Genomic DNA, 24,919 nt, shown 5'->3' on the forward strand with positions numbered 1-24,919 from the left:
CTTTCTATGTTCTATACAACAGGATCTTGATAATGATAAAATAGCTGGAAGGCATGTACCTTCGCGATACCTTAATATACGAGAATAGGCGTCCATTTTAGACCATAAGATTCACTAACTGCCTTTATTTGATGTCATGGGGGGCTGTGAAGGGTGGAACCTAAAATTGGCTTAGCGCTTGGTTCAGGCGGCGCAAGGGGATTTGCGCATTTAGGCGTGCTGAAAGTTCTGAAAGACGAAGGAATTCCCGTTGATATGATTGCCGGAAGCAGCATGGGGGCGCTCGTGGGAAGCATGTACGCAGCCGGACTTGAAATTAAGAGTCTATATCAGATTGCCGCTGCATTTAAACGCAGCTATTATCTGGATTTTACCATTCCCAAAATGGGATTTATTGCAGGGGAAAAGGTAAAGGGATTGATACGCGCTTTTACAAAAGGCTATAATATTGAGGATTTAAATATCCCGCTTTCCATTGTAGCGACGGACCTTTGCAAAGGGGAAAAAGTGGTTTTTACAAAAGGGCCGGTTGCTGAAGCCGTACGTGCGAGCATCGCGATTCCCGGAATATTCGTTCCGGAGATGATTGACGGCCGTTTGCTCGTTGACGGAGGGGTAGTAGACAGGGTTCCTGTCTCCGTCGCAAGAGATATGGGGGCAGATCTTGTCATTTCGGTGGATGTGTCTGTCGTCAAAAGACAGGCTGCCATCACTTCGATCTTTGATGTTATCCTCCAAAGCCTGGACATTATGCAGGATGAGCTCGTCCACCACCGTGCAGTTGCTTCAGATTTAATGCTCCGGCCCCAGGTAGCCAAATTCAGTTCCAGATCATTTACAAACATACAGGAAATCATTCTAAGCGGAGAAGAGGAAGCGAAGCAGAACCTGCAGGCCATCCGTTCTTTGATTGACGATTGGAAGGAGTCTCATAATGAGAAATAAAAAAAGAGGGGCAGTCTGGGCGTTTGTCATCGGCATTATTATTGCCATGGCAATTTCCTACATAAAATTACCGTATTTCATTACGAAACCCGGCAATGCATCGGCACTTGAACCGATTATTCAGGTTGATGGGGGATATGATTCTAAGGGAAGCTTTTCTCTGACAACCGTCAGTATCGGCAGGGCAAGCCTGATAAGTTATCTGGCCGCGAATTTTGACAAATATGCGGAAATTTTGCCTATGAATCAAGTGAAAGCCCCGGAAGAGTCAGATGAAGAATATTTAAACCGGCAGCTTAAGCTTATGGAGGGATCACAGGAGTCTGCCTTAATTCTTGCTTACCATAAAGCAGGAAAAGAAGTAAAAAGCACGTTTAACGGGGTCTACGTGAATTCGCTTGTAAAAGGGATGCCCGCATCGAAAAGCCTAAAAGCAGGAGACCGGGTTTTTGAAGTAGATGGAAAAACACTAAAAAGCGCTGAAGAATTTGTCGGCTATGTAGGCAAGAAAAAAGAAGGAGAGCAAGTCTCCATCACCTTTGAACGGGAGAATAAAAAGAGAACGGTACAATTAGCCATCGCAAAATTTCCAAAAAGCCTGGCAAAGGGAAGCGATACGAAGGCAGGAATCGGAATTACACTCATGACAGACCGTGAAGTATCTGTAAAACCTGATATCAAGCTGAATACAGAGGATATCGGAGGACCTTCAGCAGGATTAATGATGAGCCTGGAGATTTACGACCAGCTGACTAAAGAAGATTTCACAAAAGGCTATCAAATTGCCGGTACGGGAACGATTGCGGAAACGGGTGAAGTCGGCCCGATAGGCGGGATTTCCCAAAAAATTGTTGCGGCAGACAAAGCAGGGAAGCAAATCTTTTTTGCCCCGAGTGAAAACGGAAAAAAAGGTTCCAATTATGAAGAGGCTGTGAAAACGGCAAAAGATATAAAAACGAAAATGAAGATTGTGCCTGTCGATACATTTGATGATGCTGTTAAATACCTTGAAAAGCTGAAGCAAAACTAAGAACAGCCGCCTTAAAAGGCGGCTGTTCTTTAGTCAGCGGAGAAAGCGGATCGGCGGTGTGGCATACTCTGACTTCATTTGCATGGCTCTTGTTTCTCTGGGAAATCCCATCGCATATACGTTTGCCGCCCTTTTTTCAAGTTCCATGGCGGAGTGGGCGGCTGCATTCACGTTTGTAATCAGCGGGATTGAAACCGTCTTTTTCATTTTCCCCAAGTAGCGCTGGCCGGTGTCATTCATGCCGAGGATCCGTAAATAAGGGCTGCGCTCCCCGTTAACGGCTTCCTGCATTTGCTGTTTCGTTGTTCCGGTAAGTACGTGAACACACATTCTTTGCAGCCTTGTCCACGTGTACCTTTTCGTTTTGAGGCGCACCATAAAATCCTGAAAGGAAGCAGCTTCTTTAATCGCTGATTTCATCCGGTTTTCCAGTCCTTCTTCCACCTCATATATACCGGAAAGTTCTTTTGCACCCATTGATAGCAGCTGATATTGCAAAAAGGAGAAATACCGCTCCCAGCTCATAAATGGTTTTCCTTCTGAAAACCATTCCGAAAGAATCCGGTACGATGAAGAAGGGAGATATGGCTTGATGCTGGACAGCTCTCCGCCGCTGAAAAGAGCCTTTCGAAGGCTGGTGGCACTTGCAATCTCTCCGGCAGGAAGGCTTTCATCGTGGTACCCTGCCGCAGTACGTTTTATTGTAAGGGGAATAATGGAACGGTTCTGTTCGAAAATAGAGCTGACATACTGGAAGCCAAGAATGTTATTCGGCTTTGCCAAATCGGCTAAAGGAGCTTCATCCCTGTGGATTTTTTCAAATGAAAGAGAAAGAGCTTTCGGGTAGCTCATTCCTGTTTTTATGTACTCTTTTATTGCTGTTTTATACATTTCCTCATTCCGGTTCAAATGATGGTATGTGTTCAAAAACGGTTCAATTTCTCCGTCTTCGCTTCCGAAGCAGATATGGGTCGTTCCAAGAGCGCTGAGGATGGAAACAGCTCCGCTTGCGAACGTACTCGCTTTTTGGGAGGAAAAGATATAAGGAAGCTCGACGACAAGGTCAGCTCCCGCCTCAAGTGCCATCCGTGCACGCTCCCATTTAGGCAGCAGTGCCGGTTCTCCTCTTTGCAGAAAGGTGCCGCTCATAACAGCGATTGTGATATCTGCATTTGCCGCCTTTTTAGATTCTTGCATATGAAAATGGTGTCCGTTGTGAAATGGATTATATTCAACAATCAGCCCTAAAATATTCAATCCGGTTGACTCCTTTATTTTGATTTCCGGGTTCATCATGGTAGAGTAAATAGACAGCGCTGCAGAACTTGGACACACATTCTCCAAGTTGTGATATAATGCATAATACTATGTCTAACATGTATGGAAAGACGGCTGGAATGACTATATTATAGTGTAAAGAAAAAATATTGACAAATGGAATAGTGAAAGCTATAATTACCTTTGTTGCCTTGAGGTGATACCTAATGAAATGGTTAATCAACCAGTTATATCAATATCAGAGCAAAGGATTGGAATTGGACGAAGAAGTGAATCTCACTGAGCTTATAAACGAGCATCAGGATATAAGGGATATTTCTCCTGTCCATGTAACCGGCAGAGCTGCCATCCAATCGGATAAAGCAACGTTTCAGCTGACTGTAACAGGGGTCTTGACTCTTCCGTGTGCCAGAACGCTTGTAGATGTTCGATTCCCTTTTCATATTGAGACGACTGAAGTATACCTATTGAAACCGACAGACTATGACGAGGAATTTGAAGGGGAAATTCATACACTTGACAGTGATGAAGTGGATTTAATTCCTGCAATTAAAGAACTGATCCTTCTTGAAATTCCAATGCAGGTCTTCAGCGACAACGTTAACGAAGAAGGAGCCGCTCCTCAGAAAGGCAAAGACTGGGAAGTCGTGTCTGAAGAGGAAAATAAAAATAAAGTGGACCCAAGAATGGCTGAACTGGCCAAATTCTTCGATAACAATAATGAAAGCTAAAGGCTGATTTTTTAGCTTTAAACCAGATGATCGGATTTATGCCGTCTTCATCCAGTACATGTAAGTTTAACACTCTTTAAGGAGGTGGGAAGAATGGCTGTACCTTTTAGAAGAACTTCTAAAACAAGAAAAAGATTGCGTCGTACACACTTCAAATTGCAAGTGCCTGGTATGGTAGAATGCCCTAACTGCGGTGATATGAAATTGTCTCACCGTGTCTGCAAAGCTTGCGGAACATACAAAGGTAAAGAAGTAGTGGAAAAATAAGACCTTGAAAAAACCCGCCCGGAGCCTTACGCTCCTGAGCGGGTTTTTTTGTTTTTCAGACCTTGTCTCCCGATAGACAAAAATCGTGTCCTTCTTAAGAATGGCTGTAACACACACCGCAGGGAGCGTTAATCTCCATCTTTCTGTGTGAACAAATGAACCCGCTTACACTCCCGGTGCTATAATGGACTCAGATTGAAAGCAAGGGGGAGTTTGAATGGAAAGAAAAGTCATCGTTTCAGATGCTGGAGATGGCATGGCAGAGATCAGGCTGAATCGCCCGGATAAACGGAATGCCATTGATTTTGACGTGATGAACGAATTGGAAAGGTTCCTGATGGAATATGAAGCAAACCCTGAGATTCGGGGCGTCATTTTAACAGGCGAAGGTGATGCAGCGTTTTGCTCAGGCGGGGATCTTTCTGCCTTTCATGCATTGAAGACAGAGGAAGAAGCCTATAGCATGCTTAGCAGAATGGGCAAAATTCTTTACCGGCTTGCCACTTTTCCGGCGCCGGTAATCGCTCTCTTGAATGGGACAGCTGTTGGAGGAGGATGTGAGCTTGCGATGGCGGCAGATATCCGCTATGCCAGAGAAGGAATCCGGATGGGGTTTATTCAGGGCACCTTGGCCATTACAACAGGATGGGGCGGAGGATCCCTGCTCATGGAAAGAGTTCATACTCCCGCTTCATTGAAGATCCTTTGCTCCTCCAGACTGTATGAGACTGAGGTGCTATGCCGTAAAGGGATGATCGATGACATGCTGCCGGTGTCCGGATACCGAGAGGAAGGGATAAGGTCTATCAAAGCCATGCTCGCAGATCATCCGGGGGTCACCCGGTCCTATAAGGCCATTTCTGTGCAAAAGCTGATACAAGGGAACCTTTGGGGCAGAATGGAACTGGAAATCAGGAGATGTGCGCGCCTTTGGGCAAAAGAAGATCACCATCAGGCGGTGGACTTATTTTTAAAACGAAAGATGAGTCAGTAACGTTTTTACTGGCAGGATGTGTGGCCGGTTTACCGCTTCTGGCCGCTTTATGGGGGGAAGCAGGAATATACAGCAGGTTTTAGGCGATGAAAGAAGTCATCTGGCAAAGATCACCATCGGATTTTTTCCTTCACAAACTGAAGTTCTATAGATCGCTCTTCCGGGTCAGGGGACGTACAAAAAACAGGCTAAAGTATTCCTTGGGGTGCATCCTATTTTGTATCCGTACATAGTCTATCGAATCTATTAGCAGCATATGTATATAAAAATGCTACTGGAGGGGAAAAGGGATGACGGCGACAAGACAGGATGCCTGGACACAGGATGAGGATCTTCTGCTTGCAGAAGTGGTGCTTCGGCATATAAGAGAAGGCGGTACACAGCTTGCTGCTTTTGAGGAAGTCGGCAGACATTTAACGAGAACCGCTGCTGCATGCGGATTCAGATGGAATTCATATGTGAGAAAGCAGTATAAATCCGGGATTGATCTTGCCAAAAAGCACCGGAAAGAGTCCAGGGCAAAAATTGAAGTCATCAAAGAGGAAACAGAAGGCACCCGGCTTCCTGCAGAGGATAAGAAGGGTTTGACCATAAAAGAAATTGTCAAATTTCTGGAGGCGTATGACGACTCTGAAGATGTGAAATCTCTTAAGAAAAACAATGACGAACTTATCGTAAAAGTGGAAAACCTTACACATCAAGTAATGGTGCTAGAAAAGGAGAAACAGATTCTGCAGAATCAGCTCCAGCTTGTAGAAGAGGATTATCAGTCCCTGATTGAAATAATGGACAGGGCGAGAAAAATGGCCATTTCTCAGGAAGATGAACGAAACCGCAAAGTAAAATTCCAAATGGACCGCAACGGAAATCTTGAAAGAGTGGAAAAATAGCTGACTGAAAAAGACCGTTCCCTTAAGGAGCGGTCTTGCGTTTTTTAAGCTGATTCGGATGAATGGCGGGTGGTATCCGGGGACCAGAGTAAAGGATTTTCGCCCTTATCCCGTTCCATATCATATTTCACCGCTTCAAACCCCATCTTGTTCCAGAAGTCGGCGGACTTGACTCTCGGATTTGTTTTAATGGGCAGGTTAAAGGACTTCGCAAACTCTACAAGGGCCTGGCCGTATCCTTCCCTCTGGTAATCAGGGAGAACCTCAAGCTTCCAAAGCTCCAGATAATCCTGCTGCGGTGAAAAGTATTGGTCGAACTTTTTATCCACTTTGTAAAGGCTCATCCTTGCCACGAGCTTTTCACCGAAGTAGATTCCGTAAAACGGCGAATCGCTGTCATTTTCAATAATGTTTCCTTCCAGTTCTTCAAGCATTGATAGTTCCTGAAGACCATACTCTTTAAATCTTTTGAATTCTTCAAGCGTTTTGTAATTAATTAGAAGGCGTTCCACCTTGTGCATGATTATTCCCCCTTGATGCAGCTGAAAAGTAGCAAATATTTTAAATTTATTGACTACTGATAGTATACCACGGCTTGCAGGGGTTCCACAAAGTTTAGGAAACGCTTTCAAAAAAATAAAGGATTTTTCATTCTATTGTAGAAACATATATTTGTTGAGAAGCTTTTTTTGACACAGGGGGTGGAAGTCATGAAAAAAGTATTGATTGCAAACAGGGGTGAGATTGCATCCAGGATTATGGAGACGTGCAGGCAGATGGATATTGAAACAATCGCCATTTATTCGGATGCAGACAAGGATTTACCGTATGTAAAAGAAGCTGATTATTCCTTCCGGATTGGAGAACCGCCGGTGGCGAAATCTTATTTACTAGCAGATTCCATCCTGGAACTCGCTGTGAGAGAAGGGGCTGACGCCGTTCATCCGGGTTATGGATTCCTCTCCGAAAATAGTGAATTTGTCCGCAAAACGGAAGAACAGGGATTAATTTTTATCGGACCTTCTTCATCAGTCATCGAGAAAATGGGTGATAAAGTGGTGGCGAGGCAAACGATGATTGATGCGGGAATTCCTGTCGTCCCGGGAAGTGACAGCGGATTAGAGACGTTTGATCAGGCTGCGGGAAAAGCGGCTGAGATCGGCTATCCTGTTATGCTGAAAGCGAGCGGAGGCGGAGGCGGGATCGGCATGCAGCTTTGCATGAATGAGGCGGAATTAGAAAAAGTTTTTGCTTCCACCAAAACAAGAGCTAAAGCGTATTTCGGCAATGATGAAGTCTTTCTCGAGAAATACATTTCCGAATCGAGGCACATTGAGGTGCAGATTTTCGGTGATGGACATGGAAATATCGTTCATCTATATGAAAGGGAATGCTCTGTTCAGCGCAGGAACCAAAAGGTGATTGAAGAAGCTCCGTCACCGAGCATTTCAGAAGAAACGCGGAAGAAAATCTGCGAGGCTGCAGTCCTTGCCGCCCGCCACGTCGGATACCGCAATGCCGGAACAGTCGAATTCATTATGGATGAGAAAGAAGAATTTTATTTTCTTGAAATGAATACGAGGCTTCAAGTCGAGCACCGTGTTACAGAAATGATCACGGGACTCGATCTGGTAAAGTGGCAGATCCTTGCTGCGAGAGGAGAGGCACTGCCTCTTAAACAGGGGGAAATCAGAAAAATCGGCCATGCTCTGGAATTCAGAATTTATGCAGAAGACCCGGAGAAATTTATTCCTTCTCCCGGGAGCCTGAATGTGTTTACATATCCTGAACCGCCGGGTTTTGTTCTTGACAGGACTTACGAGGAAGGAAACCAGATCACTCCATTTTACGATCCTCTTATCGCAAAAGCAGTTGTATACGGGGAGAATCGTGAACTGGCATTAAGCAAATCCGCTGAGGTGTTTAAAGAAATGCAGATTGGCGGAGTAAAATCCAATCTGCCGTTATTTGAAAAAGTGCTGAAAGACGGGGAATTTAAGACGGGGCATTATACAACCTCTTATTTAAAGCAGTCAAAAATAGTGGGATAAAGGATGATCATACATGAAAGAAATCACAGCAAGTATGGCAGGAACAGTATTAAACGTTTTGGTGGACCCGGGTTCATCTGTAGCATCCGGTCAGGACTTACTCATGCTTGAATCAATGAAAATGGAGATCCCGATTGAATCCTCTCATTCAGGGACAGTAAAAGAAATCAAAGTGCAGCTTGGAGACTTTGTAAATGAAGGCGATGTTCTCGTCATTTTAGAGGATTAAGGGGGGCTGGACTTTGAAAATGATGGAACTGGATGATCAGCTGAAGGAAAAGATCGCTCAGGCAGAAGCGGGAGGACATGAAAAATATCATGAAAAATCCCGTCAGCAGGGGAAGCTGTTTGTAAGGGACCGGCTTAACCTGCTTTTTGATAACGGACAGTATTCAGAGGACGGCAAATTTGCCAATCATCTTGCCGGGGATCTTCCGGCGGATGGTGTTGTTACCGCGATCGGCGAAATCCATGGCCAAACGGTTTGTGTGATGGCGAACGATTCAACGGTAAAAGCGGGTTCTTGGGGAGCAAGAACGGTAGAAAAGATTATCCGGATCCAGGAAACAGCGGAGAAACTGATGGTGCCTCTTTTATATTTAGTGGATTCTGCGGGAGCGAGAATAACAGATCAGCTTGATATGTTTCCGAATCGCCGCGGGGCGGGCCGGATCTTTCATAATCAAGTCCGGCTGTCCGGTATGATTCCTCAAGTCTGTTTGCTGTTCGGGCCATCTGCTGCAGGCGGAGCGTATATTCCTGCTTTTTGCGATATAGTCGTCATGGTAGAAGGCAATGCATCCATGTATTTAGGTTCTCCCCGCATGGCGGAAAAGGTAATCGGAGAGAAAGTGACCCTTGAAGAAATGGGCGGTGCAAGAATGCATTGCAGCATTAGCGGATGCGGAGATGTGCTTGTATCAACAGAACAAGAAGCTATATCTGAAGCAAGACGGTATTTATCCTACTTCCCGGCTAATTTTAAAAACCGGCCGGCAGAAGCGGATGCGGTCTCTCCTTCGGCTGAAAAGATGCTTTCTTCCATTATTCCTGAAAACCAGAATGCTCCGTTTAATATGTATGATGCAATTGATACGCTCATAGACGGAGGCAGTTTTTTTGAGATTAAAAAGCTGTTTGCGCAAGAACTGATTACCGGACTTGCGAGAATCGACGGACGGGCAGTCGGAATTGTAGCGAATCAGCCGCGTGTAAAGGGCGGAGTTCTTTTTGGGGATTCGGCAGATAAGGCGGCAAAATTTGTCGCTCTCTGTGATGCCTTTCATATCCCGCTGCTATTCCTGGCAGATGTTCCGGGCTTTATGATCGGCACGAAAGTGGAAAGAGCCGGAATCATCCGTCACGGAGCCAAAATGATTGCGGCAATGAGTTCAGCGACAGTGCCGAGAATCTCGGTTGTTGTCCGCAAAGCGTACGGAGCAGGGCTATACGCCATGTCAGGGCCGGCATTTGAGCCGGATTGCTGCATTGCCCTTCCTTCTGCCCAAATTGCTGTAATGGGTCCAGAAGCGGCAGTGAATGCCGTCTATTCAAATAAAATTAATGAAATTGAAGATCCGAAAGAACGAATGAAATATGTGATGGAGAAACAGCAGGAATATAAAGAAACCATTGACATTTACCGACTGGCATCGGAAATGATTATTGATCATATCGTAGGGGCGGATCAGCTTCGCAATGAGCTGATTATCCGCTTTAAACAGTATGAAACGAAAGTGGAACTTCTGCCATATAAAAAACACCCGGTATACCCTGTTTAAGACGTGAAGATGACCCGCTTTTCCAGCGTACAGAAGGCTGTCTGACAGCATCTGTAAAGAGGAAAGGGGGCATCTTTTTTTTTTGTTTCCTGCCCCAAACTTATGTTTCACTTGTAAAAATTTTGGTATGATAAGGGAAATGAAGAGGGGGCTTGCTCCAGTGAAAGCAGGGATTATAGGAGGAGGCGCAATCGGGCTGCTGTTTGCAGCCTATTTGAGCCGGAATCATCAGATTACGCTGTATACAAACAAAGAAGAACAGGCTTCTATTATAAAGAGAGAAGGCGTTTCTGTTATAAAAGACGGTGTCAGCACGACGAGCTTTCCAGATGCCACATCCAGCAGAAACTACGCAGAAGAACTCTTAATCGTAACGGTCAAACAATTTCAGTTAAGGGAGATTCTAACCAGATTAATAGATGAAAAGCCTAAGACCATTCTTTTTTTGCAAAATGGCATGGGTCACATAAAAAGTCTCCGGCAGCTGAGGGGACATCTTCTCTATACAGGGTCGGTCAGCCATGGTGCAGAAAAAAGAGGCGCTCGCACCGTGCTGCATAACGGGACAGGAACGACCGTGTTTTCTCCATTTCCGGAAGGAGAGGAGAGCATGTCCATCCACTCCTTGGCAGCGAACGATTTTCCATTTCATTTTCATCATAGCTGGTATGAGGTTCTGGCTGATAAGCTGCTTGTCAATGCCTGTATAAATCCTCTCACCGCTCTTTTAGGAGTTGCAAATGGAACGCTGCTTGAGAATCCACATTATTTCTCACTTCTCGAAAAAGTATTTAATGAAGTATTCCCGCTCTTAAATCTGAACGATCCGTTTCTGAAGTGGGAGCATGTGCAAAACGTCTGCCAAGCAACTGCATCGAATACCTCTTCTATGCTGAAGGATATTCAGCTGAATAGAAAAACGGAAATCGAAGCCATTGCCGGATATATCCTGGAACGTGCAGCCGAAAAAAATAAGCAGGCACCGGTCGTATCTTTTCTGTATGAAGCGGTAAAAGGGATGGAAAGCAGTTAAATAGGGGGAATTCTGTTGGCGGGAATTTTAACGTTATTGCTTGGTGCAGCTGCGATTGGGCCGGCTGTCTGTTTTGTTTTGCTTATTTTGGCCCTGAAGTCAATAACAGGCAAGCCGAAAAAAGCGGTTCTTGCAGCTGCTGATCTTTGTGTGATGGTTTTTTTCTTCTCTGTGTATATTAAAACCATAACGATATGGGAACTAAATGGAGCAGTCTTCTTGTTTTGGAGTGGAATGGCGTGGATCCTGATTTTTGTTCTCTTCTACTCACTTGCTGGATGGAAGAAGCCTGGAAATGCGTTTAAGAAAATGTGGCGGTTGTCTTTTTTGGTTTATTTTTCTGTCTCATTCCTGCTGTTTTTGTATGGAGCAGGGATATTTATCTTCAATGAGCTCCATTAGAAACGTATTTTTTAACAAAGCGTTCAAGAAGTGCTATACTTTTTGACGGAATGCATTTTTAACCGAGAAAGGAAGTACATCATGGAGATTTTCGAGTTCTCCCTGCAATCGGCGAATCCGTTTGTCAATGCACTGATTGAGAAATCATTAGATACGATTACATATTTTGATTATGACATCCACCAGGAAGACGTCTATGAAAAACGGCGGACTGACCTTTTGAAGCGCTCATTTAACCGTGCGGAGCTGTCTTCTTATTTAAAAAGCTATAACGAAAAATTCCAGGCTCCCGCCACGATGAACAACATCGAAAGACTTCTCGACAAATCGAGTACCGTTGTTGTAGGCGGACAGCAGGCTGGCTTACTGACCGGCCCTCTTTATACGATTCATAAAGTCATCTCCATCCTCGCCCTTGCTAAACAGCAGGAAGAGAAACTGGGCAGCCCGGTTATTCCTGTTTTTTGGATTGCGGGGGAAGATCATGACTTTGATGAAATTAATCATGTGTACATTCAGAAGAATGGCCGGATCAAAAAGAAAGCCATCAGTCAGCGGATTATGGATAAAAGATCGGTTGCGTTTGCTGAACTGGACCATACAGCCTGTAAAAAATGGGTGAATGAAGTCATTCAGTCATTTGGCGAAACCCAGTTTACGAAAGGCCTTTTGGAAAAGCTGACCATGTATATGGAGAAATCGGCGACATATACAGAGTTTTTTGAATGGCTGGTGATGGACTTATTCGGATCGGAAGGGCTCGTGCTCATCCAGTCAGCTGACAGCGCCCTAAGGGAATTTGAAATTGACTATTTCTCTTCTCTGATTGAAAAAAACGACCGGATTTCACGCGGTGTCAGGGAACAGCAGCAGCTGATGACCGAAAATGGCTTCTCTCCGATAATCGAGACAGCTTTTGATAGTGCCAATCTTTTCTATGAGCTGGATCATGAACGCCTGCTCATGCAGCGATTGGAATCAGGACACTATGCTGACAAAGAAAAGAGAGTCTGTTTCAGCAAACAGGAATTTCTAAACGAGCTAGCCACTCATCCTGTCAGATTCAGCAACAATGTCGTAACGCGTCCGATGATGCAAGAGATGGTTCTTCCTACTTTAGCTTTTATTGCCGGACCTGGAGAACTTGCCTACTGGGCTGAATTGAAAAAAGCTTTTGAAGCCATTGAACTGAAAATGCCGCCGGTTGTGCCAAGGCTGAATATAACGCTCCTTGAACGTTCAATCGAAACGGATTTACGAGATATTGAAGTCGGCTTGCATACAGCTCTTGAAGCCGATCTGCAGCAATTGAAAGAAGAATGGATGGCAGGCCACCGGGAGATTGATATCGATGCGCTCACCGGTCAGGCAGTTATGGAAATGAAGATGATTCATGAAGAGCTCGTCAGAAAAATCATCCCGGATTACCCTGTGATGGAACAATATGCAAAGAAGAACATTCATTTTATTGCTGGGCAAATGGACCTGCTTAGAAAAGAGACAAAGAAAAATATAGAACGCAAACATGATCACATCTTATCGAAATTTGACAGGGTGGAACAATCCATTAAGCCGGAAGGCAGCCCGCAGGAAAGAATCTGGAACATATATTACTATTTAAACAAGTATGGCAGTCAATTCCCTCAAAATCTTGCGGGTTTGTCATATTCCTTTAATAATCAACATAAAGTTGTCAAAATATAACGTAATTTTTTTAAAAATCCTGTGCTGTACAGGGTTTTTTTTTGTTTTCAAAACGTGTAGAATGAGAAGTGGAGATAAGTGGGGGAAAGTGGTGAGTTAGGGAGAGAGAGTGGGGACACATTATGTTCATGGGTGAATATCAGCATACAATTGATGCAAAAGGCCGCATGATCGTCCCAGCAAAATTCCGTGACGGGCTCGGTGAGTCCTTTGTCCTAACGAGAGGGCTTGACCAGTGCTTATTCGGCTATCCAATGGCTGAGTGGGAAATCATGGAGGAAAAACTCAAAGCTCTTCCGCTGACCAAAAAAGACGCTCGGGCGTTTACACGATTCTTCTTTTCAGGTGCAGTTGAATGCGAACTGGATAAACAGGGGCGGATTAATATTGCATCCCCTCTGCTGAATTACGCGAAGCTTGAAAAAGATTGCGTTGTCATCGGGGTATCAAATCGAATTGAACTATGGAGCAAGCCGATTTGGGAAGACTATGTAGATCAGCAGGAAGACTCTTTTGCAGAAATTGCTGAAAACATGATTGACTTTGATATATAATAAATCATTGTGCATAGTCTGCGAGATCCTTAAATCAGGCTGCAATATAACAATTCGAATTTGATAAAAAGGTGGGTTCATCCATGTTTGAACATAAAACGGTGTTACTGAAAGAAACGGTAGATGGTCTGAACATAAAAAGCAGCGGTACATATGTAGATTGCACTCTTGGCGGTGCCGGACACAGTGAATATCTCTTGTCTCAGTTATCATCTGAAGGCAGATTATTCGCTTTTGACCAGGATGACACAGCCATAGAACATGCAAAACACAAACTATCGGCGTATGAAGGACAGGCCATCCTCATTAAAAGCAATTTCAGGCACATCAAAGAAAAGCTTGCAGAGCATGGTGTCACATCTGTAGACGGAATTCTGTTTGATCTGGGGGTTTCATCCCCGCAGCTCGATACTCCTGAAAGAGGGTTCAGCTATCATCATGATGCACCTCTTGATATGAGAATGGATCAGCAATCCGAATTATCGGCCTATGATGTTGTCAACTTTTGGAGCTATGAAGATCTTGTCCGGATTTTCTTCCGGTACGGGGAGGAAAAGTTCTCAAAGCAAATCGCAAGGAAAATTGAAGCAAAACGCGAAAAGAGTCCGATTAAAACCACAGCCGAGCTTGTGGAATTGATTAAAGAAGGAATTCCGGCACCTGCACGAAGAACCGGAGGCCATCCTGCTAAACGGATTTTCCAGGCGATCCGCATTGCTGTAAATGATGAACTGAAAGTGTTTGAGGAGGCTATTGAACAGTCTATTGATCTGCTGAATCCAAAAGGGAGAATCAGCGTTATTACGTTTCATTCCCTTGAGGACCGGATTTGCAAGACAACGTTCAAGCAGGCAGCTGAACTTCCGCAGCTTCCGCCGGGACTTCCTGTCATCCCGAAAGAATTTGAACCGAAGATCAAACTAGTCACGAGAAAGCCGATTTTGCCTGCAGAAGAAGAACTGAGTGACAACAACCGGTCACGTTCAGCCAAGCTTCGCATTGCAGAAAAGATGTAAAATCAGGCACCCTAAATAGAGAAAATAGTAAGCCTTTGATAAAGAAAAAAAACTGAAAACCTTGAAAAGGTAGAAGAGGAGGTCCAGCCATGAGTAATTTAGCTGTAAAAGTAAACCAGCGCGCGCATGAACAAACAGAACGCAAGCAGCAGACCCAGCCACAGGCAGTGCCTGTTAAAAGAAGGCTGCCCATTACATTAGGAGAAAAAGTTCTGCTTGTCCTTTTTGTCCTTGGACTGGCTGCATCGAGCATCCAGCTAATCGCTAACAGCGTGGCCTCCTATCAAGCCAGCATGGAAATTCAGAAGCTGGAAGAACAGGTTGAGGCTCAAGGGAAAACCAATGCCGATCTTCAGGTTCAAGTGAAAGAACTGAGCAACTATGAAAGAATCTGGGCAAGAGCGAAAGAACTGGGTCTGACATTAAACAAAAATAATGTAAAGGTCGTTCAGGACTGACCGATGCTGAAAAAAAATAAAAACATGAATAGAGGAGCTGCCGTAATAGCAACAATTTTTGCGGCGCTCTTCTTTATCATTACAGGGCGGTTTTTATATATCCAGCTGACCGGACAAGTAGACGGACAGGTACTCGCTGCGCGCGCGGCGCAAAAATATGAAGAGAAGCAAACGCTTGAGGCTTCGAGAGGATCGATTCTTGACCGGAATGGCGAGGCCATTGCTGAAGATACATCAGCTTATACGCTTGTTGCCATTCTTGATAAGTCTCTGACGACAAATGCCAAGCATCCGCAGCATGTCATTGATAAAGAAAAAACGGCGGAAAAACTCGCGCCGATATTAAAGATTGGGGTCTCGGATGCAAGAGAGATTCTTGAAAAAGATGCGAAGCAAGTTGAGTTTGGTGCCGATGGAAGGAATCTAAGCCAGACGGAAAAAATGAAGATCGAGAAGCTTAAGCTTCCCGGAATTGCGTTTATCAAAAATCAAAAACGGTTTTACCCGAATGGGCTATTTGCTTCCCATATCATCGGATATGCGCAGAAAGACGAAGAGACCGGACGGACTTCCGGTATGATGGGCCTTGAAAAAAGTCTGGACAGCTATCTTCAGGAAAAAGACGGATCGGTCAAATTTAAAAGTGATCACTATGGATGGAAGCTGCCGGGAAGCCGGGATAAAATCACTCCGCCGGATAATGGGAGTGACGTCTACCTGACTCTGGATCAAAAAATTCAAACCTTCCTGGAAGATGCGATGAATCAGGCGGTTAAGGATTACAATCCAAAAAAGGTGATGGCCGTTGTGGCAGATCCGAAAACGGGTAAAATATTAGCCATGAGCCAGCGTCCGAGCTTTAACCCGAATAAAAGGGATATATCAAACTTTACGAATGATATCATCGGCTATCCGATTGAACCCGGCTCCACGATGAAGATTTATACGGTTGCAGCGGCAATCGAGCAGGGAGTTTACAGCGGGAGTGCTTCCTATAAATCGGGAAGCTATAAAATCGGAAACAAAGTCATCAAAGACCATAACAAAACCGGATGGGGATCGATCACATTTGATGAAGGATTTGAACGCTCCTCAAATGTGGCTATGATCAATCTGGCAATGAAGCTTGGACCGGATGCATACAGCACCTATATGGAGAAGTTTGGTTTTGGAGAAAAAACCGGGATTGATCTGCCGGGTGAAAAGGCAGGGAAAATCAACAGCGACAGTAAGATCTCTCTTGCCACGGCATCCTTCGGACAGGGGTCTACCGCTACAGTTATTGAACAAATTCAGGCTGCTACAGCTGTTGCGAACGGCGGCAGACTGATGAAGCCTTATCTGATTGATCAGATTGTAGATAAAGATTCCGGCAAAGTCATCCGGAAAAATGAGCCGAAACAGATAGGAAAGCCTATATCTGAAGCCACTGCCGCTCAAGTCCGGGACTTGATGGGAAAAGTGGTAAGTTCGAAAAATGGAACGGGAAAACCTTTTGCAATCGAAGGCTATGAGGTTGCCGGAAAAACAGGAACTGCCCAGATTCCGGGCGAAAATGGCCGCTATATGAGCGGGAAAGAGAATTTTATTTTTTCTTTCATGGGCATGGCACCGAAAGATGATCCGGAGCTTCTAGTCTATGTAGCTGTCCAGCAGCCGGAGCTTGAACCGACAGAAGTGGGCTCTATGCCGACCTCTTCTATTTTTAAAACGGTCATGCAAAACAGTCTGCAATATCTTCAGATTCAGCCGGAGGAGAAAAAAGAAGCGGATAAACAAAAACGTCAGGCAGCGGATCCGGAGATGGAGTCTTTTGTAGGTAAAACCGCAAAAGATTCATCCAGACTTCTGGAGTCAGGCTCATACAAACCGGTCATTCTTGGATCGGGCCCGTCCGTACAGGCCCAGTCACCTTCTGAGCGCTCTGTTATTTCTAAAGGAGAAAAGATTTTTCTTTATACAGGCGGAAAGGCAAAAATGCCGGATCTTACAGGATGGTCGAAACGGGATATTATGAAGCTTGCTGACCTCCTAAATCTGAGGGTTTCATTTTCAGGAGAAGGATTCTCTGCAAAACAAAGTATTCCGAAAGGAACGATGGTGAGCAAGGAGACTCTTTTGACTGTTGAACTCAAGCCTTAAAAGGATAGAATAAAGGGACTGTCTGAAAAACAGGGAGATGCATTCTTAGCATCTCCCTGTTTTTATTTGACTGAGAGCAGCGGGAGGCTTCAGCGGAAGATCGGAAAGCAGGCAAACATTTCTAAGCATACAGCAAACGGAACATCCCAGGCTGCTTCCTGGACAGCCTGTCAAGCTCCGTTCTATCAAAGGACGTACAAGCATATAGTGGGAAAAGCACAGACAAGGAGTGATGGATGTTGCGCGTATCCCAGGTAACCGTCAGAAAAAGATTAGCCGCTGTTTTGCTGATTGGTGTGCTTGTATTTGCTGTTATAGATGTCAGGCTTGGGTATGTCCAGTTTATTCTCGGTGAAAAGCTTACAGCAGGTGCCAAAGATCTATGGAGCAGGAATCTGCCGTTTGAACCGGAGCGGGGAGAGATATTGGACAGGAATGGGGTAAAGCTTGCCACTAATATAAGCGCACCGACCGTTTATGCTGTTCCGAGACAAGTCCAAAATCCGGCTGAAGCTGCTGAAATGCTTGCACCTGTATTAAACATGCCGGTAAAAAAAGCGTATGGATTTTTGACTAAAAATGCAATGATTGTGACCCTTAAGCCAGAGGGCAGGAAAATATCCCATGAAAAAGCAGGAGAGGTAAGGGCCCTGGGTATTAAGGGTATTTACATCGGGGAAGACAGCAAACGCTATTATCCGAATGGGAGTTTCTTGTCGCATGTCCTCGGTTTTGCAGGCATTGACAACCAGGGCCTCCTTGGACTGGAAGCGTATTATGATCGGGAACTTAAGGGTGAAAAGGGATATGTAAAATTTTACTCGGACGCCAAAGGGAAAAGGATGCCAAATGAAGCGGATGACTATAAGCCTCCGACAGACGGACAGACGCTCAGGCTGACGATTGATTCCAAGGTGCAGACGATTATGGAAAGAGAACTCGATCTTGCACAGGCGAAATATAATCCCGATGGAATGATTGCGATTGCGATGAATCCTAAAAATGGAGAAATTCTGGGGATGTCATCAAGACCGGATTTTGATCCTGCACGCTATCAGGATGTAAAGCCGATTGTCTATAATCGGAATTTGCCGGTATGGAGCACGTATGAGCCTGGATCTACCTTTAAGATTATTACTCTCGCCGCGGCTTTGGAAGAACAAAAGGTGAATCTTGAGCATGACCATTTCCATGATCCGGGGTCCATTGAAGTCGCGGGAGCGAGGTTGAAGTGCTGGAAAAGGGGCGGTCATGGATCGCAGAGTTTTCTCGAAGTCGTGCAGAATTCATGCAACCCAGGATTTGTTGAATTAGGGCAGAGACTTGGGAAGGAGAAGCTCTTCCAATACATCAAAGATTTTGGTTTTGGCCAGAAAACGGGGATTGATCTGCAGGGAGAAGGAAGAGGGATTTTATTTAACCTGAATCGTGTCGGACCCGTTGAGCAGGCTACAACAGCGTTTGGCCAGGGTGTTTCGGTGACGCCGATTCAGCAGGTAGCAGCGGTTTCGGCGGCTGTAAATGGCGGAATTCTCTACACCCCCTATATAGCGAAGGAATGGGTTGATCCAGTAACCGGGACGGTGACAAGCCGGAACACCCCTAAAGAAAAAAGAAGAGTCATATCTGAAGAGACTTCGAAAAAGATCCGATTTGCTCTTGAAAGTGTAGTGGCGAGCGGTACAGGCCGAAATGCATTTGTGGAAGGATACAGAGTCGGCGGGAAAACGGGGACCGCTCAAAAGGTAAGCAACGGAGTTTATATGAAAAACAACTTTATTGTATCATTCATCGGTTTTGCACCTGCAGATGATCCGCAGCTTGTCGTCTACGTGGCGGTTGACAATCCGAAAGGAACGGTTCAGTTCGGGGGCACGGTTGCAGCTCCTATAGTTGGGAGCATCATGAGGGACAGCCTTCCTGAAATCGGTGTGAAGCCCCGTAAAAATCAAATGGAAAAAGTATATAAGTGGGGAGACACAAAGTCGGTGGAAGTGCCGAATCTTTTAGGGATGGAAATAGATGAATTAAGAGAGCAGCTTTTAAATGTTAAATTTGATATTTCCGGAAACGGAGAAGTGGTTGTGCAGCAATCGCCTGCGGCAGGCACGAAAGTAAAAGAAGGTTCTTCCATCCGGGTATTTATGGGAAAACCATAAAAGTATTTGAATCATGCAGGCAAAGCAGTCCGGCTGAACGATTTGCCGGACTGTTTTATTGTTTGCTTAAGGCAGGCGGCACCCATAGTGTTGATTTTTAACACCTGCTGATTGGAGCGGGAAGCGGAAGACTGCCAGCTCCAGCCGGGTTTAACCATGCATTTACGGAAGAAAGACCTTACAGGTTCCGAATTAATGATGGCTCTTTGCCCGAAAGTGAGATAAAATATGAACTGTATGCAAAAATGGCATGCTGTTATTTCAAAGAGTGTGAATTGAGAGGTTTGATAAGGATGAAGTTGACTGATTTACTTTCCCGTCTGCATTATGGAAATATAAATGTGAGCGAGGATCCTGAAATAGAATCCATCGAAATGGACTCTAGAAAAGCAGGAAAAGGAAGTCTGTTTATTTGTATTAAAGGCTATACAGTAGACGGCCATCATTTCGCGGAGCAGGCGGTAGATCAAGGAGCAGCGGCAGTTATTGCAGAAAGAGAGCTTGACCTTCCGGTTCCCGTCATCATAGTTCCCGATACAAGCAGAGCAATGGCTGTTTTTGCTGATGCATTTTACGGACAGCCGACGCAAAAACTTCATTTGATTGGAGTAACAGGGACAAACGGTAAAACGACGACGTCGCATTTAATTGATATGGTTTTACAGTCTGCCGGCAAAAAGACCGGGATGATTGGGACGATGTACATAAAAATCGGGGATGAAACCCTTGAAGTCCGAAACACGACCCCTGAAAGTCTAACCCTTCAAAAAACTTTTAAGAAAATGGGGGACTCAGGTGTTACACATGCTGTAATGGAGGTATCCTCCCACGCGCTCCACATGGGCCGTGTCCATGGCTGTGATTACGATGTAGCAGTCTTTACGAACTTAACCCAGGACCATCTGGATTATCATGGGACCATGGATGCCTATAAACAGGCGAAGGGTCTGCTGTTTTCGCAGTTAGGGAATACTTTTAACCACCATCGGCCTAAATATGCCGTCTTGAATCAGGATGATCCGGCAGCACAAGATTATAAAAGCATGACCGCTGCCCATATTCTTACATACGGTATTGATCAGCAAGCTGACATAATGGCATCCAATATTGTCATGACGGCGAGCGGGACTGAATTTCTTCTTCAAACACCGTTTGGCTCAAGAAAAATGAAACTGAAATTAATTGGAAAGTTCAGTGTCTATAATGTTCTTGCAGCGATAGCCGCAAGTCTTGCTACCGGTATTGAGCTTGAAACAGCAGCGGAAGCGCTGGAAAAAGCAGCCGGTGTCAGAGGGCGGTTTGAATTGGTGGATGCCGGTCAGCCGTTTGCTGTTATTGTGGATTATGCCCATACACCGGACAGTCTTGAAAATGTGCTGACAACCACCCAGAGCTTCTCTTCCGGACGGACTTTCGTTGTGGTAGGATGCGGAGGAGACCGCGATAAAACAAAACGGCCGATTATGGCTCAAATCGCCGTTAAATATGCAGAAGAACCTATTTTTACTTCTGATAATCCAAGAAGCGAGGACGCGATGGATATCCTTGCAGATATGGAGGAAGGAGTACAGGGAGCCTACTACCATTCGATTGCAAACAGGGAACAGGCGATTTATTTCGCGATCGCGAATGCACGTCCTGGAGATGTGGTGCTGATTGCAGGCAAAGGACATGAAACGTATCAGCAAATCGGGGACCACGTTTATGATTTTGATGACAGGGAAGTAGCCTTGAAGGCCATCAGCAGCCTCAAAATCGGAAAAAGCGCTGCACTCGCGGACAAGGAAGATTAAGGAAGAGAGTTGTAAAAGAAAATGGACTTGTTAACACGTTGTAAACATATTGAATCTAAAAAAGCATATGATGGTCACAAAGAGACAAGGATGGGGCTAGAAGGAGGAAGACGCAGTGCTTGAGCAAGTCATTTTATTTACCATTATGATGGGGTTTTTAATTAGCGTCCTGCTATCTCCTATCTTTATTCCTTTTTTAAGAAGATTGAAATTTGGACAAAGCATTCGGGATGAAGGACCTAAATCCCATATGAAAAAGACAGGTACACCGACCATGGGCGGAATTATGATCATCCTCTCGATTATCGTAACAACCCTCGTGATGACCGGGAAATTTTCTCAGCCGAGTGTGGAAATGTGGCTGCTTATCTTCGTAACATTCGGATATGGCGTACTCGGATTTTTAGATGACTTTATAAAAGTTGTAATGAAACGGAATCTGGGCTTAACATCAAAGCAAAAGCTGATTGGTCAAATCATGATTGCCGTTGTTTTTTACCTTGTATTCAGACAATATCATTTTTCAACTGAAATTCGTGTGCCCGGTACAGAATTCGCGTTTGATTTAGGCTGGGCGTATGTACTGCTCATCGTCTTCATGCTGGTCGGAGGATCAAATGCTGTAAACCTGACTGACGGGCTGGACGGTCTGCTGTCGGGGACTGCAGCGATTGCATTTGGGGCATTCGCTATTCTTGCCTGGAATCAGTCACAATACGATGTAGCCATATTTTCGGTGGCAGTAGCCGGCGCGGTGCTCGGGTTCCTTGTCTTTAATGCACATCCTGCGAAGGTGTTTATGGGGGATACGGGTTCGCTTGCCCTCGGAGGAGCCATTGTAACAGTGGCTATTTTAACAAAGCTTGAGATTCTTCTCGTTCTGATCGGCGGAATCTTTGTCCTTGAAACTCTTTCCGTCATTATTCAGGTAATCTCATTTAAAACGACTGGAAAACGGGTATTTAAAATGAGTCCGCTGCATCACCATTATGAACTGTCCGGCTGGTCTGAATGGCGTGTTGTAGTCACGTTTTGGACAGTCGGTTTGATATTTGCCATGATCGGAATTTATATTGAGGTGTGGATGTAAAGTGAAGACGATTGATTTATACAAGGGTAAATCTGTTTTGGTTTTAGGACTGGCGAAAAGCGGTCTTGCCGCAGCGAAATTGCTGCAGAAACTGGGTGCATCTGTTACGGTCAACGATATGAAACCGCTCGATGAAAATGAAGCAGCCCGGGAATTACAAACAATGGGTATTCATGTCATCTGCGGAAGCCATCCGGATAAGCTTCTTGAAGACCGCAAAATTGAAATGGTGGTTAAAAATCCAGGTATCCCATACTCAAATCCGGTGCTTGTTCAGGCAGCCGGCATGGGAATTCCAGTCTTGACAGAAGTGGAGCTTGCCTATCAGATTTCCGAAGCGGATATAATCGGAATTACAGGTTCAAACGGCAAAACGACGACGACCACCCTTGTATTCGAAATGCTTAAAAAAGACGGCAAACAGCCTCTTATAGCCGGAAACATTGGGACGGTTGCGTGCGAGGTGGCCGAGAAAGCAAAGCCAGACCAGGTGATTGTCATGGAGCTTTCTTCCTTCCAGCTCCAGGGAACGGAAACGTTCAAGCCATCAGCTGCTGTTGTACTGAATTTATTTGATGCCCACCTTGACTATCACGGTACGAAAGATGCGTATGCAGCGGCTAAAGGGAAAATCTATGAAAACCTGACGGACAGTGAGATTGCTGTTATGAATGCTGATGATCAGGAAGCATCCAGACTCGGAGATGCCTCAAAAGGAAAACGGGTTTATTTTTCCGTTCACCGCGACCTTGGGCAGGGCGCATTCATTAAGGATGAAGCTATTTGGTATAACGATGAACAAATTATTTCTGTAAAAGATATCGTGCTTCCGGGTAAGCATAACCTGGAAAATATTCTGGCAGCCATATGTCTTGTGAAAACGAGAGGGTGTTCAAACGAGGCAATCCGCCAAGTGCTGACCTCATTTTCGGGTGTTATTCACAGACTTCAGTTTGTCCGGAACGTCAAAGGACGTAAATTTTACAATGATTCCAAAGCGACGAATATTCTCGCAACCTCGAAAGCTCTTGAAGCATTTGAACAGCCTGTCATTCTTCTTGCCGGCGGACTGGACCGCGGGAATGGCTTTGACGAGCTGAAAAAATCCATGAAGTATGTCAAAGCATTGATTACATTCGGGGAAACAGCACCGAAGCTTGAAAAGACGGCGGAAGAACTCGGAATAGAAGTGATCAAACGTGTCGATAATGTGGAACAGGCAGCCGGCGCGGCTTACGATCAATCAGAATCCGGTGATATTATTCTTCTGTCCCCGGCATGTGCAAGCTGGGATCAGTATAAGACATTTGAACAAAGAGGAGACATGTTTGCAAGCGCCGTGCATAAGCTAGATTAAGGGCTCGTACCAGTTAGGGCCTGACCTTTAGAGGAAATAGAGGTGTACGGCTTTGACGGCGAAAAAGACGACTCCGGATTTTATCTTGATTATTGTGACACTTTTGCTTCTTACAGTAGGATTGATCATGGTCTACAGTGCCAGTGCCATTTGGGCGGATTACAAATTCGATGATTCATTTTTCTTTGCGAAAAGGCAGCTGCTTTTTGCGGGAATCGGAATTATCGGAATGTTTTTCATCATGAACGTGGATTACTGGACGTGGAGGACTTGGGCAAAAATTCTTCTGCTGGTCTGCTTTGTTTTGCTGATTGCGGTCCTGATTCCAGGAATCGGAATGGAGCGGAATGGCTCAAGAAGCTGGATTGGCGTAGGGGCCTTTTCCATTCAGCCCTCTGAATTTATGAAATTTGCCATGATTGTATTTTTAGCAAAATATTTATCTGAACATCAAAAAAAAATTACGTCCTTCAGGAAAGGACTCATACCTTCTCTTGGACTTGTTTTTATTGCGTTTGGCATGATTATGCTTCAGCCGGACCTTGGCACTGGAACCGTTATGGTGGGGACTTGTATCATTATGATTTTCACAGCCGGTGCGCGCATCTGGCACTTCGGTTTTCTTGGTCTCCTTGGTGTAGGCGGTTTTGCAGCGCTCGTTCTTTCCGCTCCATACCGCATGAAACGGATTACATCCTTTCTGGATCCGTGGCAGGATCCGCTGGGAAGCGGGTTTCAGATCATTCAGTCGCTTTATGCGATCGGTCCCGGCGGATTGTTCGGAATGGGCCTGGGGCAGAGCAGACAGAAATTCTTTTACCTGCCTGAGCCGCAGACTGACTTTATTTTTGCGATTCTTTCCGAGGAATTGGGCTTTATTGGAGGAACGCTCGTGCTGCTGCTGTTCTGTCTGCTTCTATGGAGAGGCATTCGAATTGCCCTTGGAGCGCCAGACCTTTACGGTGCGTTTCTCGCCGTTGGAATTATCGCCATGGTCGCTATACAGGTTATGATTAATATCGGAGTTGTTACGGGGCTGATGCCTGTAACAGGAATCACTCTCCCATTCCTGAGCTATGGAGGTTCTTCTCTCACACTCATGCTTATGGGGATCGGAGTTTTGCTGAATATCAGCAGGTATGCAAAATATTAAGCAGATAAAGCACCATTTGATGAGGCTGACCCTGCTCAGGCGGAAATGATGGACATTTTCCTTGGGCTACAGGGCCAGCCCATCCCATTTT

General features: G+C 45.1%; 23 protein-coding genes. 21 read left to right on the forward strand and 2 right to left on the reverse strand.

What is annotated here, in order from left to right; all coding sequences use genetic code 11:
• Positions 1–153 precede the first annotated feature (153 nt).
• Together CEF21_RS10975 and CEF21_RS10980 are read left to right on the forward strand one after the other, a co-directional pair.
• Entirely contained in the window at positions 154–945 is a 792-nt protein-coding gene (locus CEF21_RS10975; RefSeq protein WP_123916281.1) for a patatin-like phospholipase family protein, read from the forward strand.
• Positions 935–1,975 carry a SepM family pheromone-processing serine protease gene (locus CEF21_RS10980; RefSeq protein ID WP_123916283.1) on the forward strand — a complete coding sequence of 347 codons (1,041 nt, stop codon included), beginning with the start codon at positions 935–937 and terminating at the stop codon, positions 1,973–1,975. Before CEF21_RS10975 ends, CEF21_RS10980 begins: the two co-directional genes overlap by 11 nt.
• A gap of 33 nt (positions 1,976–2,008) precedes the next feature.
• On the opposite strand, the gene CEF21_RS10985 is transcribed toward CEF21_RS10980, so the two are convergent.
• On the reverse strand, positions 2,009–3,232 hold the full coding sequence (locus CEF21_RS10985; protein WP_123916285.1) for a nucleotidyltransferase: 1,224 nt from the start codon (positions 3,230–3,232) through the stop codon (positions 2,009–2,011).
• Positions 3,233–3,459: 227 nt separating this feature from the next.
• On the opposite strand from CEF21_RS10985, the gene CEF21_RS10990 reads away from it, so the two are divergent.
• The 4 genes from CEF21_RS10990 (at position 3,460) to CEF21_RS11005 (ending at position 6,135) form a co-directional block, all read left to right on the forward strand.
• Positions 3,460–3,984, forward strand: a complete 525-nt coding sequence (locus tag CEF21_RS10990; RefSeq protein WP_123916287.1) for a YceD family protein — start codon at positions 3,460–3,462, stop codon at positions 3,982–3,984.
• 93 nt (positions 3,985–4,077) lie between these two features.
• Positions 4,078–4,251: a 50S ribosomal protein L32 gene (gene rpmF, locus CEF21_RS10995; protein WP_123916290.1), complete on the forward strand. Its 174-nt coding sequence runs from the start codon at positions 4,078–4,080 to the stop codon at positions 4,249–4,251.
• A gap of 217 nt (positions 4,252–4,468) precedes the next feature.
• Positions 4,469–5,245 carry an enoyl-CoA hydratase/isomerase family protein gene (locus CEF21_RS11000; protein WP_123916292.1) on the forward strand — a complete coding sequence of 259 codons (777 nt, stop codon included), beginning with the start codon at positions 4,469–4,471 and terminating at the stop codon, positions 5,243–5,245.
• A 290-nt stretch (positions 5,246–5,535) separates the two neighbouring features.
• The gene (locus CEF21_RS11005) at positions 5,536–6,135 is read left to right on the forward strand and encodes an RsfA family transcriptional regulator (protein WP_123916294.1); all 600 of its coding nucleotides are present in this window, start codon (positions 5,536–5,538) and stop codon (positions 6,133–6,135) included.
• Positions 6,136–6,179: 44 nt separating this feature from the next.
• Here the strand turns inward: CEF21_RS11005 and CEF21_RS11010 are convergent, their stop codons facing one another.
• A complete protein-coding gene (locus CEF21_RS11010) occupies positions 6,180–6,656 on the reverse strand; it encodes an N-acetyltransferase (RefSeq protein WP_123916296.1) in 477 nt (158 codons plus the stop codon).
• 189 nt (positions 6,657–6,845) lie between these two features.
• On the opposite strand from CEF21_RS11010, the gene CEF21_RS11015 reads away from it, so the two are divergent.
• The 15 genes from CEF21_RS11015 (at position 6,846) to spoVE (ending at position 24,828) form a co-directional block, all read left to right on the forward strand.
• On the forward strand, positions 6,846–8,186 hold the full coding sequence (locus CEF21_RS11015; protein ID WP_123916298.1) for an acetyl-CoA carboxylase biotin carboxylase subunit: 1,341 nt from the start codon (positions 6,846–6,848) through the stop codon (positions 8,184–8,186).
• A 13-nt stretch (positions 8,187–8,199) separates the two neighbouring features.
• Complete coding sequence (locus tag CEF21_RS11020; RefSeq protein ID WP_123916300.1) at positions 8,200–8,415, forward strand: acetyl-CoA carboxylase biotin carboxyl carrier protein subunit; 216 nt, start codon at positions 8,200–8,202, stop codon at positions 8,413–8,415.
• A gap of 19 nt (positions 8,416–8,434) precedes the next feature.
• The gene (locus CEF21_RS11025; protein WP_123920169.1) at positions 8,435–9,967 is read left to right on the forward strand and encodes an acyl-CoA carboxylase subunit beta; all 1,533 of its coding nucleotides are present in this window, start codon (positions 8,435–8,437) and stop codon (positions 9,965–9,967) included.
• A 160-nt stretch (positions 9,968–10,127) separates the two neighbouring features.
• Positions 10,128–11,000, forward strand: a complete 873-nt coding sequence (locus CEF21_RS11030; RefSeq protein ID WP_164462166.1) for a 2-dehydropantoate 2-reductase — start codon at positions 10,128–10,130, stop codon at positions 10,998–11,000.
• Between the two features lie 15 nt (positions 11,001–11,015).
• Entirely contained in the window at positions 11,016–11,402 is a 387-nt protein-coding gene (locus CEF21_RS11035) for a DUF3397 family protein (RefSeq protein ID WP_164462167.1), read from the forward strand.
• An 81-nt stretch (positions 11,403–11,483) separates the two neighbouring features.
• The gene (bshC, locus tag CEF21_RS11040) at positions 11,484–13,106 is read left to right on the forward strand and encodes a bacillithiol biosynthesis cysteine-adding enzyme BshC (protein WP_123916306.1); all 1,623 of its coding nucleotides are present in this window, start codon (positions 11,484–11,486) and stop codon (positions 13,104–13,106) included.
• 122 nt (positions 13,107–13,228) lie between these two features.
• Complete coding sequence (gene mraZ / locus CEF21_RS11045) at positions 13,229–13,660, forward strand: division/cell wall cluster transcriptional repressor MraZ (RefSeq protein ID WP_123916308.1); 432 nt, start codon at positions 13,229–13,231, stop codon at positions 13,658–13,660.
• A gap of 83 nt (positions 13,661–13,743) precedes the next feature.
• Positions 13,744–14,676 carry a 16S rRNA (cytosine(1402)-N(4))-methyltransferase RsmH gene (rsmH, locus tag CEF21_RS11050; protein WP_123916310.1) on the forward strand — a complete coding sequence of 311 codons (933 nt, stop codon included), beginning with the start codon at positions 13,744–13,746 and terminating at the stop codon, positions 14,674–14,676.
• 89 nt (positions 14,677–14,765) lie between these two features.
• Positions 14,766–15,134: a cell division protein FtsL gene (ftsL, locus tag CEF21_RS11055; protein ID WP_123916312.1), complete on the forward strand. Its 369-nt coding sequence runs from the start codon at positions 14,766–14,768 to the stop codon at positions 15,132–15,134.
• A gap of 3 nt (positions 15,135–15,137) precedes the next feature.
• Entirely contained in the window at positions 15,138–17,276 is a 2,139-nt protein-coding gene (locus tag CEF21_RS11060) for a penicillin-binding transpeptidase domain-containing protein (RefSeq protein ID WP_123916314.1), read from the forward strand.
• 239 nt (positions 17,277–17,515) lie between these two features.
• Positions 17,516–19,435: a stage V sporulation protein D gene (locus tag CEF21_RS11065; protein ID WP_123920171.1), complete on the forward strand. Its 1,920-nt coding sequence runs from the start codon at positions 17,516–17,518 to the stop codon at positions 19,433–19,435.
• A gap of 293 nt (positions 19,436–19,728) precedes the next feature.
• On the forward strand, positions 19,729–21,228 hold the full coding sequence (locus CEF21_RS11070) for a UDP-N-acetylmuramoyl-L-alanyl-D-glutamate--2,6-diaminopimelate ligase (protein ID WP_123916316.1): 1,500 nt from the start codon (positions 19,729–19,731) through the stop codon (positions 21,226–21,228).
• A gap of 115 nt (positions 21,229–21,343) precedes the next feature.
• Positions 21,344–22,318, forward strand: a complete 975-nt coding sequence (gene mraY, locus CEF21_RS11075) for a phospho-N-acetylmuramoyl-pentapeptide-transferase (RefSeq protein ID WP_123916318.1) — start codon at positions 21,344–21,346, stop codon at positions 22,316–22,318.
• Position 22,319: 1 nt separating this feature from the next.
• On the forward strand, positions 22,320–23,675 hold the full coding sequence (gene murD, locus CEF21_RS11080) for a UDP-N-acetylmuramoyl-L-alanine--D-glutamate ligase (RefSeq protein WP_123916320.1): 1,356 nt from the start codon (positions 22,320–22,322) through the stop codon (positions 23,673–23,675).
• A gap of 52 nt (positions 23,676–23,727) precedes the next feature.
• Positions 23,728–24,828, forward strand: coding sequence for a stage V sporulation protein E (spoVE, locus tag CEF21_RS11085; RefSeq protein ID WP_123916322.1), 1,101 nt, complete (start codon positions 23,728–23,730; stop codon positions 24,826–24,828).
• Positions 24,829–24,919: the final 91 nt, after the last annotated feature.

The sequence above is a fragment of the Bacillus sp. FJAT-42376 genome (genome assembly GCF_003816055.1).
Taxonomy (GTDB): Bacteria; Bacillota; Bacilli; order Bacillales; family Bacillaceae; genus Metabacillus_B.

Bases quoted from the DNA above. Each gene is read 5' to 3' on its own strand.
- CEF21_RS10990 (WP_123916287.1), top strand. From the start codon at position 3,460: ATGAAATGGTTAATCAACCAGTTATATCAATATCAGAGCAAAGGATTG.
- CEF21_RS11070 (WP_123916316.1), top strand. From the start codon at position 19,729: ATGAAGTTGACTGATTTACTTTCCCGTCTGCATTATGGAAATATAAAT.
- CEF21_RS11010 (WP_123916296.1), bottom strand. From the start codon at position 6,656: ATGCACAAGGTGGAACGCCTTCTAATTAATTACAAAACGCTTGAAGAA.
- CEF21_RS11020 (WP_123916300.1), top strand. From the start codon at position 8,200: ATGAAAGAAATCACAGCAAGTATGGCAGGAACAGTATTAAACGTTTTG.
- CEF21_RS11025 (WP_123920169.1), top strand. From the start codon at position 8,435: ATGATGGAACTGGATGATCAGCTGAAGGAAAAGATCGCTCAGGCAGAA.
- ftsL (WP_123916312.1), top strand. From the start codon at position 14,766: ATGAGTAATTTAGCTGTAAAAGTAAACCAGCGCGCGCATGAACAAACA.
- CEF21_RS10980 (WP_123916283.1), top strand. From the start codon at position 935: ATGAGAAATAAAAAAAGAGGGGCAGTCTGGGCGTTTGTCATCGGCATT.
- rsmH (WP_123916310.1), top strand. From the start codon at position 13,744: ATGTTTGAACATAAAACGGTGTTACTGAAAGAAACGGTAGATGGTCTG.
- CEF21_RS11000 (WP_123916292.1), top strand. From the start codon at position 4,469: ATGGAAAGAAAAGTCATCGTTTCAGATGCTGGAGATGGCATGGCAGAG.
- CEF21_RS11060 (WP_123916314.1), top strand. From the start codon at position 15,138: ATGCTGAAAAAAAATAAAAACATGAATAGAGGAGCTGCCGTAATAGCA.
- CEF21_RS11005 (WP_123916294.1), top strand. From the start codon at position 5,536: ATGACGGCGACAAGACAGGATGCCTGGACACAGGATGAGGATCTTCTG.
- rpmF (WP_123916290.1), top strand. From the start codon at position 4,078: ATGGCTGTACCTTTTAGAAGAACTTCTAAAACAAGAAAAAGATTGCGT.
- mraZ (WP_123916308.1), top strand. From the start codon at position 13,229: ATGTTCATGGGTGAATATCAGCATACAATTGATGCAAAAGGCCGCATG.
- CEF21_RS11015 (WP_123916298.1), top strand. From the start codon at position 6,846: ATGAAAAAAGTATTGATTGCAAACAGGGGTGAGATTGCATCCAGGATT.
- bshC (WP_123916306.1), top strand. From the start codon at position 11,484: ATGGAGATTTTCGAGTTCTCCCTGCAATCGGCGAATCCGTTTGTCAAT.